This window comes from Plesiomonas shigelloides, assembly GCF_900087055.1.
Classification (GTDB): Bacteria; Pseudomonadota; Gammaproteobacteria; order Enterobacterales; family CAMTGL01; genus Plesiomonas; species Plesiomonas shigelloides.
In genome coordinates this window covers 175,280-187,034 of the sequence record NZ_LT575468.1, presented here as the reverse complement: position 1 = coordinate 187,034, position 11,755 = coordinate 175,280, and the positions used below count along the sequence as shown (strand labels likewise).

Below are 11,755 nucleotides of genomic sequence, written 5' to 3'. Positions count from 1 at the left end.
TGCAACCGATGCACGCAATACCGTCCGGTACTGGCTGTACGCCGGACGGTTACACCGGCCAAAACCAGCCTAACAGCAAAAACAGCAAGGTGACGCCGAGCACCAAAATGGCCGCCAGCAGCCACATCAACCGTGGCGCGCGCGGAGTGAGTAACTGCTCACATTCGCGACACGCGCGGAAAAAATCGCGCTCATCCTCCAAGCGATAGCCATCTTCATGCATCAAGCGATTACGCACCGTGGCGATAAAACGCAATTTGCGCGCCGCCGCTTCCGGTAAACGATCGTCGCATGAGGTGATCAACTCATGTAATCCGCGTCCTTCGGCATGAAAATGCTGGCGCAGCAAGCGCTCCAGACGCCGGGTGGCTTTGACTACCCGATCTATTTGTCCCATGCCATCCTCCTTGTTGCCTGACTGCTGACGCGGCGAACGGCGCAACTAAGCCGCTCAGCTTCCCACGTTAAGCGCACCGATTTTTCTCTAGTGTGACTGATTTGTAAGCTGCTGTGCAACGGTTATCCCGTGGCCGCGACATCCCAAGCCATACGAGAAAACGGTGCGAGAAAAGATGATGAAACGCATCGCGCAGCCTGAAAACAATTTATTAACATTTTCAATTTGAGAGCGAGGTAACGTTACAGGCTGTTTGTTCGGTCTGCAGAGCAGCCCTTTGTTACAATCAATAGAAAAATCACAACGATAACCCTCTGTGACGCCGAAGAAGAGTGACAACCAAGCCAACGCGCAGTATGCGTTGGGCCGTCATTCCTATTCAGCGTTCACTGTGTCCCTACTGACTGTGAGAGTGAACCGCATGCCAATGACCAGATGCCGTTATTTTTCTGCTCTGGTTCTTTATTGTCTGAGTGCGCTGCTCCCGGCAGGCGCCGCCAGCCTCGACTTTAAAGGCACCTTAGCCACCCCGTTCCTCAACCATCCGCGCGGAGCCACTTTCAACGCCACCATTTTCTTCGACCCCAATGCCAGCAGTTTTGAATCAGGAGGCGAGCTGGGGGTCTGGCAACAAGAGCACTACCCGTTCCAGCAAGTGGCCATTGTGATTGAAGATCAGCTGTATCAGGTCAACGCTCTCGAGCAATCGGCGCTGGATAACCGCATTCGGATCGTCCACTGCCAAACCGTGACTGCGGTGTGTACCTTCGATGAAATCAGTTTACATGCCAACGGGGAAGTCAGCGGCCAATTAGATGCGCCCAGAATTCAATTTACCCTGCGGGGCAATGCCGGTTGGCTGAAAGACGCGCATTTACCGGATACCATGGCGCTGCGCGAGCTGATGCAAACCGCCAATCAGGCCAGCATGACGCTGCAATCGGACTTTGAGTCCTCCTCTTTGCGCATCGAGCGCTGACCGACGCCGAACCGCCGGCGCGGTGCCCTGTTCGCGTTACGCCGCCCGTAAGCAGGTCGACGCGTAGAATTGCGCCGCGACAGCGCGCACCGTCTACTACTCTGAGCGCCTTCTGTTATCATCATGCTCTCCGAGCTGGGAGTCATGCCACATGAAACGCCATTTAGTTTATCTGGGATCTCTTATCATGAGCGCAGTATTACAGGCCGCGCCGGTTGCCGAGCCGTCATCCTTTTCGCCGGCGCCGCGTGAAGCGAATTACCCCGAGTTTATGCAGCAACAGGTGACACCGTTTTGGCAGCAAGGGCAACAGCAGACCCTGACCAGCACCGATGGCCTGCCGCTACAAACCATCCGTTTTCACTCACCGCAGCATCAGCAGGTGATCATGGTAGTCAACGGACGACTGGAGAGTTTCCTCAAGTATCAGGAGCTGGCCTACGATCTGTTCCAGCAAGGCTATGATGTGGTGATGTTCGATCATCGCGGCCAAGGGCTATCGGGCCGAATGCTCTCTGATCGGCACAAAGGCTATGTGGCCGATTTCTCCGACTATCAGCGCGACATGAAACAGGTCTATCAAACCCTGATTGCTGGGCAAGGCTACCAACAAGCCTTCCTGCTGGCGCACTCGATGGGCGGCGCAGTCTCAGCCGGTTATCTGGAAACCTATCCACAAGACTTTACCGCCGCGGCGCTGTCCGCCCCGATGCTGGGGATCGCCTTACCACTGCCGCACTGGCTAACGCGCAGCATTACCGGTGTGGCCGAATGGGTAGAGAGCTGGGCAGAAAGTTATGCACCAGGCACGGGGCCGTACAAAGCCACGCCGTTTGCCAATAACGATCTGACCCACAGTGAGCCGCGTTATCAGTGGTTCCGTGAGCTGTATGCCGCCAATCCGAACGTGCAACTCGGTGGCCCTACCTTGCACTGGATCCGCGAAGGGATGCAGGCCGGTGAAGATGCCATCACCCACGCCCCCGAGCTGACCACCCCACTGCTGCTGCTACAAGGCGGCCAAGATTCGGTGGTCGATAACGAGGCGCACCGACGTTTTTGTACCGCGATGGCACAGGCGGGTCACCCATGCGAAGGCAATCAGCCATACGTGATTGACGGCGCGCGCCACGAGCTGCTGTTTGAGCAAGACCCGCTGCGCACCCAAGCTCTGCGCCAAATTTTGGCCTTTTTTGCGCGCTACTGATGTAGGCTGACTCGCGCCTCAACAGAGCAAAGCAGTAGGCAGCTGACGACGTGTCGATAAGCGGCACGTCGTTTATCTCTTAACCCGGCACACACCAACATTCTCACCTAACGGGATGTCATGGCTTTTGGTGAGCCAGATCACCTTACAGGATGAAATTTGTCAGATTAACAGACTGTCTGCGTGCAGCAGGTATACTGTGCTTTCTCCTTTCTGCTATCAGAGTGTGTGATTTATGTACCGAGTTGTAGCCTCCGATCTGGACGGAACCCTGCTGACACCGGATCACCGGGTCTCCCCTTTTACCGCCGATACCCTGCGTATGTTAACCGAGCAAGGGATCCGCTTTATTTTCGCCACCGGTCGCCATCACGTAGATGTAGCCAAGATCCGCGAAAATCTGGGGATTGATGCTTACATGGTGACCTCCAATGGCGCTCGGGTACACAATACCGCCGGTGATCTGGTGTTCAAACACGATCTGGCGCCGGAAATTGCCCATGATCTGATGACGCTGGCCCACAATCACCCTGACATCATCACCAACGTCTACCGTGAAGATGAATGGCACATCGATCGGGAAGTCGATTGGCTGGCCGAATTCCATGATGAAACCGGCTTCCATTGCAATATCAGCAACATGCAGCTGGTCGATTGTGATGGCGTAGCTAAGGTCTTTTATCTGGGCGCGCATGAAACCCTGCAGCCGATGGAAGAGGCGATCAACGCCCGCTTTGGCGACAAGGTCAATGTCAGCTTCTCACTGCCTGAGTGCTTGGAAGTGATGGCCGGCGGCGTGTCAAAAGGTCATGCGCTGGAGCAAGTGCTGCCCCTCAAAGGGATGACGCTGGCGGACTGCATCGCGTTTGGCGATGGCATGAATGACTTAGAGATGCTGAGCATGGTCGGCAAAGGCTGCGTGATGCAAAACGCGCATCAGCGCCTGAAAGATGCCCTGCCGGATGCAGAAGTGATTGGCGATAATGCCGATGAGGCCGTCGCGCACTATCTGCGCCGCATGTTTATCGCCTGATCTTGTTTCCACGCTAAACCCCGGTATACACTGAATGCCATCGTGGAGATGGCATTCCTCCCTTAACCGTCGGGTTTCCCGTCTGATGATGCCTGCTAGATTCCTGACTGTAACAGGAAGGCGGGCATGTGCGTGTTATCCCTGAGCGAATTGCGCGAAAATCGGTTCGCAAGACTCGGCTTACGTCACCCTGTCGACCCCTGTTGCAATCGGGAGTGATTGTCGCCAGTGTGCATTATTCGTGCGTAGCTAACGCCGAATGTGCACTCGGCGTGGTTATTTACGCCGGCAGGATTGCCGGCATGACGTTCAGGATCGCCAGTATGTCCGAAACATCCCTACTCAGCTCGTTGCTTGCCGTCAGTGGCGGCGCCGCTTTTGGTGCCTCTTTGCGCTGGTGGGTCAGCAGCAAGCTCAATACCCTCTTACCCCATCTGCCACCCGGTACCCTGCTGGTGAACCTGCTCGGTGGATTTTTGATTGGGATTGCGGTGGAAGTCTTTTTGCGTATGCCGCATCTATCACCGCATTTGCGCCTGTTTATCATCACCGGTTTTCTCGGTGGCCTCACCACCTTCTCCAGCTTTTCCGCCGAGATGATCACCTCGCTGCAAAAAGGCCATACCCTGTGGGTACTCGGTGGGATCACCTTGCACTTAGGCGGCTCGCTGCTGATGACCGTGGCCGGTATGAGCCTAACCCGCTTGTTGTGGCCGCAGTAAGTCACTGGCATCGGGAGCCCCCAAATAAAAAAGCCACCCGATACCATCAGCGGCACCATGAGTGGCTTTTTGCATGAAGCAATGTCAGAGGCTTCGTCAGTGAAACAGTGAATCTGGAGGGGGCGCCAGATTCACTGACCGCGCTTATTTGGCGGCGGCTTTCTGGTTACGCAAGAACTCTACCGCAACGTCTGGGAAGTCGGTGAACACGCCATCGACATCGGCGGTGTTGTAGAAGATATCCAGCATATCCGTCAGGTTCTTAGCATACGGCGGTACCTTACCGGCGTCTTGACGGAAGGTGTACGGGTGCACCACCAGACCGTTGGCATGGGCTTCTTTGACCATGATGGTGGTCTTGATGTTGCCCGGGGTGGAGCTCTCTTCTACCACCATCGGATACCATGGGCCGACGCCATCAGCATACTTGGCAATCTTGGCCATCGCGCCCGGCTCGAACATCCAGTCGTAGCTGTAGTTGGTCAGGGTGCCATCTTTGTTGATGACCATGGTTTCTTTGTCATCGGTCAGGGTGATCAGCTGTACCAGCTTGATATCCATCCCCATCTTCGGCAGCAGCTCATCGTGTACCCGCTGCAGATCTGGCGCGTCAAAGCTTTGCAGGAAAACTTTGTCATCTTTCTTGGTGTAGCCGTACTTTTTCAGGGTTTCCAGTACCGCCACGGAGATGTCTTTGCCTTCGGTTTTATGGAACCACGGCGCTTTGGTCTCGACATAAATCCCCACGTTTTTACCGGTGGAGTGGTTCATGCCTTGGATCATTTCGATCTCTTCGGCCAGCGTATGAATGCGAAAATCGCTCTTCCACATTGGGAAACGATTCGGGAATTTCTGGCTCATCTTGCCATCTTTATCCAGCACAAACTCTTCGGTAAACGAAAGTTGGCGAATTTCCGGCAAGGTGAAATCAATGGCGTAGTAACGGCCATCGGCGCGCGCACGGCCTGGGAATTTCTTGGCCACGTCAGTCACGCGATCCAGATAGTGGTCATGCAGGACGATCAGCTGATTGTCCTTGGTCATCACCACATCTTGCTCCAAATAATCGGCGCCCATCGCATGCGCCATGGCTTTGGCCGGCAGGGTATGCTCCGGCAAATAACCACTGGCACCACGGTGCGCGACGACAATTTTATCCCCGGTCTGGGCAAATACCGGTGCCACCAATACGGCACTGGTCATCAGTGCAAGCAGAGTCTTGTTCATCATTATCGCTCTTTGGTTTTATCAGTGTAGGGTAAGGTAAAGATGTAAGATGTTATTTTTATTGCAGTTTTATTTTTATTCGGCGGATTGCTGTCACAATCCGCCGCGTTGTTACTGATTGCTCAATGCGGTGCATGCGCACCACTATCCGATTAGGCTCGCTTAAGCGTTCGCCTTCTCTTCTTGTGCTTTGTTGTGATGGATCATGGTCAGCGCCAGCAAGATCACCGCCGCCACACAAGAGCCGATCAGCAACATGAAGCCACCATCCCAACCAAAGTGGTCTACGGTGTAACCCACCACGGCGTTCGCCGCAACTGAGCCACCGAGGTAACCGAACAGACCGGTAAAGCCCGCCGCGGTACCTGCCGCTTTCTTCGGAGCCAGCTCCAGCGCATGCAGACCAATCAGCATCACTGGGCCGTAAATCAGGAAGCCGATCGCCACCAGAGACGCCATATCCACCATCGGGTTACCCGGTGGGTTCAGCCAGTACACAGTAGTCGCCAGCGCAACCAGTACCATGAAGAACACGCCGGTGGCACCACGGTTACCTTTGAACACTTTGTCCGACATCCAACCACACACCAAGGTGCCCGGAATCCCCGCCCACTCGTAGAAGAAGTAAGCCCATGAGGATTTATCCACCGAGAAGTGCTTCACTTCTTTCAGATAAGTCGGTGCCCAGTCCAGTACGCCATAGCGCAGCAGATAGACGAATACGTTAGCAAAAGCGATATACCACAGCAGTTTGTTCGGCAGAATGTACTTGGTGAAGATCTCTTTAGCCGTCAGCTCCACTTCGTTCTTGGCGCTGTAATCTTCTGGATAGTCATCCTTGTACTCTTCGATTGGCGGCAAACCACAAGACTGTGGCGTATCACGCATGGTCAGGTAAGCGAAAATTGCCACCCCCACCGCGGCCGCAGCCGGTACATAGAACGCTGAGCGCCAATCATTGAACCAGCCCATGCCCAGAATGAACAGTGGACCAATCATGCCGCCACCCACGTTGTGGGCACAGTTCCAGATGGACACGATGCCGCCACGCTCTTTCTGTGACCACCAGTGCACCATAGTACGGCCGCAAGGAGGCCAACCCATGCCTTGTACCCAGCCATTTAAGAACAGCAGGACAAACATGATGGCGATGCTCGACGTGGCCCATGGCATAAAGCCCATGATGAAGAAAATCGCCGCTGACAGCAGCAGACCCGCAGTCAGGAACACCCGCGGGTTGGAGCGGTCAGATACCGCGCCCATCAGGAACTTAGACAGGCCGTAGGCGATGGCCACACCGGACATAGCAAAACCCAGATCCCCACGCGAGAACCCTTGTTCCACCAGATACGGCATTGCCAGTGAGAAGTTTTTACGGACGAGATAATAACCGGCATAGCCGAAGAAAATACCGGCAAAGATCTGCCAGCGCAGACGCTTATACGTGCTATCGATCTGCACTTCCGGCAGTCGGGCACGATGCGCCGCAGGACGGAAAATACTCAACATATTCGGATCCTCGATATGTCTGTGGCTGTTATTTTGTAGTAATGGGTTTGCGAAACCGAAAACGATTACGCGGCGAATGCCGTAAAAGGAACAGAGGCGACCCTATTGGCAGTTCGTAAACGAGCGCAATAATAGTGACTATGTTTCGTAAATGGTGTGAGTCAAAACACAATTCGTCATATTTATTATTAATTTTTCGTTTAAAATAAATCAGTTACGAACATATCTTTTTCGTTCGCTCCATTTTCATCCGCGCATTGGCATGATTTACACTGTATATAAATGTGACAAATGGTGATTGAAATCACAAATTAGCATTAATTAACGCTCATTTTGATTTCGTTTTTGCTCATTTATGGTCTATATCAAACATTTCAAACGGCGAAATTGCGATACTCCGCGCATGAACTGAACGCCTGCATGCGACTGACTTTCCTCTTCTAATTACCCGCAGTCGCACCGGCGTACCTCGTTGCCAAACCGCTGACCTGCGAGAACCCTGACCCTATGAATAGCGCAACCCGAATCGAAACTGATGTCGCGATTATCGGCGGCGGCGCCACCGGTGCTGGTGTCGCCCGCGACTGTGCCCTGCGCGGCCTGCGCTGCGTTCTGTTAGAGCGCGATGACATTGCTACCGGCGCGACCGGACGTAACCACGGCCTGTTGCACAGTGGCGCCCGTTATGCGGTGACTGACGAAGAGTCGGCCCGTGAATGTATCAGTGAAAACAAGATCTTAAAGAAGATTGCTCGCCACTGTATCGAACCGACTGGCGGCCTGTTTATCACCCTGCCAGAAGATGATTTGGCGTTTCAGGACGGCTTTATCCGCGCCTGCCAAACCGCAGGCATTGATGCCAAAGCTATTTCGCCGCAAGAGGCGATCCGCTTAGAGCCGTCGGTGAACCCAGCGCTGCTCGGTGCAGTGACCGTACCGGATGGCACCGTCGACCCGTTTCGTCTGACCGCCGCCAACATGCTGGATGCGCGGGAAAACGGCACTCAAGTGCTGACTTATTGCGAAGTGGTCGGGCTGATCCGCGAAGGCGATCGCGTGATTGGCGTGCGCGCTTTCAACCATCAAACGCATCAGGTGGTGGAAGTGTATGCGGCGATCGTGGTGAACGCCGGCGGGATCTGGGGTCAGCGCATTGCCGAATACGCGGATCTGAGCATTCGCATGTTCCCGGCCAAAGGCGCACTGCTGATCATGGGGCATCGCATCAATAACCGCGTGATCAACCGCTGCCGTAAACCGGCCGATGCCGATATTCTGGTGCCGGGCGATACCATCTCCTTAATTGGCACCACTTCCAGCCGCGTGCCGTATGATCGCATCGACGATATGCGCGTAACGCCAGAGGAAGTGGACATTCTGATCCGCGAAGGGGAAAAACTGGCCCCAGTGATGGGCCGCACCCGTATTCTGCGCGCCTATGCCGGGGTGCGTCCGCTGGTTGCTAGCGACAATGATCCGTCCGGTCGTAACGTCAGCCGCGGCATTGTGCTGCTGGATCACGCCGAGCGCGATGGTTTGGAAGGCTTTGTCACCATCACCGGTGGCAAGCTGATGACCTACCGTTTGATGGCCGAATGGGCCTCGGATCTGGTGTGCCGCAAACTCAATCACAGTGCCACCTGTACCACAGCGGAAAAACCGTTGCCGGGCTCAGAAGAGCGCACCGAAGATACCCACGCCAAACTGTTCAGCCTGCCAGCGCCACTGCGCGGCTCGGCAGTGTACCGCCACGGCGATCGCGCACCGCGCTTTGCCGCCGAAGATCGCACCGACAGCTCACTGGTGTGCGAATGTGAAGCAGTGACCGCCGCCGAAGTGCGCTATGCCGTTAACGAGCTGAAGGTGAATAACTTAATTGACCTGCGCCGGCGGACACGGGTCGGCATGGGCCCTTGTCAGGGTGAACTGTGCGCCTGTCGCGCCGCCGGTGCCATGGCCCGTTTCAAGGCCACCACCGCGCAGCAATCCACCGCCCAGCTGCAAAGCTTCCTCGAAGAGCGCTGGAAAGGGATCCGCCCGATTGCATGGGGCGATGCGCTGCGCGAATCTGAATTTACCAGCTGGGTGTATCAAGGCCTGTGTGGACTCGATGACATTCCACCTAGCCTGCCTGACACCGAATCGCCACACAGCAACACACTGCCACAGGGAGAGCCGCAATGAAGTTTGATGTTGCCATCATCGGAGCCGGTTTGGCCGGCCTGACCTGCGGTATTCAGCTGGCCGCCAGCGGTCAGCGCTGCACCATTATCAGCGCCGGTCAGTGTGCGCTGAATTTCTCATCCGGCTCACTGGATCTGCTCAGTCGCCTGCCAGATGGCACGGCGGTGGCCGCGCCACTGCAGGCGCTTGATCAGCTAACCACCCAAGCACCGCAGCATCCGTATACTCGCATGGGCAGCGCCGCCATGACGCGCCATGTCGCGCACTTTATGCAGCTGCTGCAAGCCAGCAATATCGAGATGCAAGGCGAGGCTCAGCACAATCATCTGCGCATGACCCCGCTCGGCAGCTTGCGTCCAACGTGGTTATCCCCACTGAGTGTACCGGTACAACCGCTACCACTGCCGGCACAAAGCGGAGCCTTAGCGCTGATTGGTATCGAAGGCTTCCATGATTTCCAACCGGAAATGGCGGCCGCCACCTTACAACAATACCCGGCCTATCAGGGCTGCCAGATCCTGACCGGCCAGTTGACCTTGCCACAGCTGGATCAGCTGCGTCGTAATCCCAGTGAGTTTCGCTCGGTTAACGTGGCGCGCGTACTGGAACAGCTAACCGACTTAGCACCATTGGCCGCCGAGCTAAAACGCGCCGCACAAGGTGCCACGACCGTGATCCTGCCGGCGGTATTAGGATTAGAGAACACCCGTCTGCGTAGCGAGTTAGAACGCCTCACCGGCCTGCAACTGCTGGAGCTGCCAACCCTGCCGCCATCCGTGCTGGGGATCCGCTTGCAACAAGTCCTCAAGCGCCGCTTCCAGCAGCTCGGTGGCCTGTTTATGAATGGCGATCAGGTGCAGTCCGCCCGCATCGAAAATCAGCGTGTAACCGCCTTGTATACCCGCAACCATGAAGAAATTCCGGTCGAGGCGCGCGATGTGGTGCTGGCCAGCGGTAGCTTTTTCAGTAATGGTCTGGTGGCAGAGTTTGATCGGATCCGTGAGCCGGTTTTCGGGCTGGATGTGATTGAAACCGGCCCACGCGCCGAGTGGAGCGAAGAGCGCTTCCTGACCAGCCAGCCATTCTTACAGTTTGGTGTCAGCGTCGATAACCGCCTGCGGGTGCGTAAAGACGGCCAAACGCTGCACAATGTGTATGCCATCGGCGCAGTGCTAGGTGGCTATGATCCGATTTATCAAGGCTGCGGCGCGGGAGTCTCGGTGACGACCGCCCTGCATGTCGCTGAACAGATCCTGCAACAGCAGGAGGAAACCGCATGAGCCAGACACACGACTCGAGCTTTGAAAGCTGCATTAAATGTACCGCCTGTACCACCTTGTGTCCGGTGGCCAAAGTCAATCCGGCCTATCCAGGGCCAAAACAAGCGGGGCCAGATGGCGAACGTCTGCGCCTCAAAGATCCGGCGCTGTACGATGACGCGCTGAAATACTGCACCAACTGCAAGCGCTGCGAAGTCGGGTGTCCATCGGATGTGAAAATCGGTGACATCATCCAGCGCGCACGTGCTCAGTACAGCCATAAAAAACCGACCCTGCGCGATGCGATTTTAAGCCACACCGATCTGATGGGGACGCTGTCGACCCCGTTCGCGCCGATCGTTAACCTGACCACCGGCTTAAAGCCGGTGCGTAAATTGCTGGATACGGCGCTGAAAGTCGACCATCGTCGTGAACTACCGAAATACTCACACGGCACTTTCCGTAACTGGTATCGCAAGCACGCCGACAGCCAAAAGCAGTTTGCCGAGCAAGTGGCCTATTTCCACGGCTGCTACGTCAACTACAACCATCCGCAACTGGGCAAAGATTTAATCCGTGTGTTTAACGCCATGGGAATTGGTGTGCAGTTGCTGGATCGGGAAAAATGCTGTGGTGTGCCGCTGATTGCCAACGGTTTTACCGACAAAGCGAAAAAGCAGGCCGCCTTCAACGTGCGCAATTTGGAAACCGCGGTGACCGAAAAAGGTCTGCCGGTGATTGCCACCTCGTCCACCTGTACCTTTACCCTGCGCGATGAGTATCCGCACATTCTGGGGGTGGATAACAGCAAGGTGCGCAGCCATATCGATCTGGTGACCCGCTTTTTGTACCGTGAGCTGAGTGCTGGGCGTGAACTTAAGCTCAAGCACACCCCGCTGCGCGTGGCATACCACACGCCTTGTCATATGGAAAAAATGGGCTGGGTGCCGTATACGCTGGATCTGCTGCAACGCATTCCGGGTCTCGAGCTCATCATGCTCGACTCGCAGTGCTGTGGGATCGCCGGTACCTACGGCTTCAAGAGCGAGAACTACGATACCTCGCAAGCCATCGGCGCGCCGCTGTTCCGTCAAATTGAGGAAAGCGGGGTCGATTTTGTGGTCTCCGATTGCGAAACCTGTAAATGGCAGATTGAGATGTCGACCAGCAAACGCTGCGAACACCCCATCACTGTGCTGGCGCAGGCGTTGGCGTAATGCTAACGCGCCCTTGCCTGA

Annotated in this window: 10 protein-coding genes and 1 riboswitch; of the genes, 7 read left to right on the top strand and 3 right to left on the bottom strand. The window is 55.6% G+C overall.

Going from position 1 to position 11,755, the window contains the following annotated elements; genetic code table 11:
* Nucleotides 1-49 precede the first annotated feature (49 nt).
* The gene (locus tag NCTC9997_RS00780) at nt 50-397 is read right to left on the bottom strand and encodes a hypothetical protein (RefSeq protein ID WP_010862838.1); all 348 of its coding nucleotides are present in this window, start codon (nt 395-397) and stop codon (nt 50-52) included.
* Between the two features lie 421 nt (nt 398-818).
* On the opposite strand from NCTC9997_RS00780, the gene NCTC9997_RS00775 reads away from it, so the two are divergent.
* From NCTC9997_RS00775 to crcB, 4 genes are all read left to right on the top strand, one after another.
* Nucleotides 819-1,376, top strand: coding sequence for a hypothetical protein (locus NCTC9997_RS00775; RefSeq protein WP_133240570.1), 558 nt, complete (start codon nt 819-821; stop codon nt 1,374-1,376).
* A 187-nt stretch (nt 1,377-1,563) separates the two neighbouring features.
* Nucleotides 1,564-2,583, top strand: coding sequence for a lysophospholipase L2 (gene pldB, locus NCTC9997_RS00770; protein WP_064977091.1), 1,020 nt, complete (start codon nt 1,564-1,566; stop codon nt 2,581-2,583).
* Between the two features lie 235 nt (nt 2,584-2,818).
* The gene (gene yigL, locus NCTC9997_RS00765) at nt 2,819-3,616 is read left to right on the top strand and encodes a sugar/pyridoxal phosphate phosphatase YigL (protein WP_064977090.1); all 798 of its coding nucleotides are present in this window, start codon (nt 2,819-2,821) and stop codon (nt 3,614-3,616) included.
* A 35-nt stretch (nt 3,617-3,651) separates the two neighbouring features.
* A riboswitch (Fluoride riboswitch) is annotated at nt 3,652-3,718 on the top strand.
* A gap of 221 nt (nt 3,719-3,939) precedes the next feature.
* On the top strand, nt 3,940-4,338 hold the full coding sequence (gene crcB / locus NCTC9997_RS00760; RefSeq protein ID WP_010862842.1) for a fluoride efflux transporter CrcB: 399 nt from the start codon (nt 3,940-3,942) through the stop codon (nt 4,336-4,338).
* A 144-nt stretch (nt 4,339-4,482) separates the two neighbouring features.
* Here crcB and glpQ read toward each other — a convergent pair whose 3' ends face one another.
* Together glpQ and glpT are read right to left on the bottom strand one after the other, a co-directional pair.
* Nucleotides 4,483-5,565 (bottom strand): glycerophosphodiester phosphodiesterase, encoded by a 1,083-nt coding sequence (glpQ, locus tag NCTC9997_RS00755; protein WP_010862843.1) that lies wholly within the window; start codon nt 5,563-5,565, stop codon nt 4,483-4,485.
* A 162-nt stretch (nt 5,566-5,727) separates the two neighbouring features.
* The gene (gene glpT / locus NCTC9997_RS00750) at nt 5,728-7,074 is read right to left on the bottom strand and encodes a glycerol-3-phosphate transporter (RefSeq protein ID WP_064977089.1); all 1,347 of its coding nucleotides are present in this window, start codon (nt 7,072-7,074) and stop codon (nt 5,728-5,730) included.
* Nucleotides 7,075-7,581: 507 nt separating this feature from the next.
* Here glpT and glpA point away from each other — a divergent pair.
* The 3 genes from glpA to glpC are packed head-to-tail and all read left to right on the top strand — an operon-like array spanning nt 7,582 to nt 11,734.
* A complete protein-coding gene (glpA, locus tag NCTC9997_RS00745) occupies nt 7,582-9,258 on the top strand; it encodes an anaerobic glycerol-3-phosphate dehydrogenase subunit A (protein ID WP_064977088.1) in 1,677 nt (558 codons plus the stop codon).
* Entirely contained in the window at nt 9,255-10,538 is a 1,284-nt protein-coding gene (gene glpB / locus NCTC9997_RS00740; protein ID WP_064977087.1) for a glycerol-3-phosphate dehydrogenase subunit GlpB, read from the top strand. Before glpA ends, glpB begins: the two co-directional genes overlap by 4 nt.
* A complete protein-coding gene (gene glpC / locus NCTC9997_RS00735) occupies nt 10,535-11,734 on the top strand; it encodes an anaerobic glycerol-3-phosphate dehydrogenase subunit GlpC (protein ID WP_064977086.1) in 1,200 nt (399 codons plus the stop codon). The genes glpB and glpC overlap by 4 nt, the downstream gene beginning before the upstream one ends.
* Nucleotides 11,735-11,755: the final 21 nt, after the last annotated feature.

What these genes read in the sequence shown, in the direction of transcription:
- NCTC9997_RS00780 (WP_010862838.1), bottom strand. Translation starts at nt 397, where the DNA reads ATGGGACAAATAGATCGGGTAGTCAAAGCCACCCGGCGTCTGGAGCGC.
- NCTC9997_RS00775 (WP_133240570.1), top strand. Translation starts at nt 819, where the DNA reads ATGCCAATGACCAGATGCCGTTATTTTTCTGCTCTGGTTCTTTATTGT.
- pldB (WP_064977091.1), top strand. Translation starts at nt 1,564, where the DNA reads ATGAGCGCAGTATTACAGGCCGCGCCGGTTGCCGAGCCGTCATCCTTT.
- yigL (WP_064977090.1), top strand. Translation starts at nt 2,819, where the DNA reads ATGTACCGAGTTGTAGCCTCCGATCTGGACGGAACCCTGCTGACACCG.
- crcB (WP_010862842.1), top strand. Translation starts at nt 3,940, where the DNA reads ATGTCCGAAACATCCCTACTCAGCTCGTTGCTTGCCGTCAGTGGCGGC.
- glpQ (WP_010862843.1), bottom strand. Translation starts at nt 5,565, where the DNA reads ATGAACAAGACTCTGCTTGCACTGATGACCAGTGCCGTATTGGTGGCA.
- glpT (WP_064977089.1), bottom strand. Translation starts at nt 7,074, where the DNA reads ATGTTGAGTATTTTCCGTCCTGCGGCGCATCGTGCCCGACTGCCGGAA.
- glpA (WP_064977088.1), top strand. Translation starts at nt 7,582, where the DNA reads ATGAATAGCGCAACCCGAATCGAAACTGATGTCGCGATTATCGGCGGC.
- glpB (WP_064977087.1), top strand. Translation starts at nt 9,255, where the DNA reads ATGAAGTTTGATGTTGCCATCATCGGAGCCGGTTTGGCCGGCCTGACC.
- glpC (WP_064977086.1), top strand. Translation starts at nt 10,535, where the DNA reads ATGAGCCAGACACACGACTCGAGCTTTGAAAGCTGCATTAAATGTACC.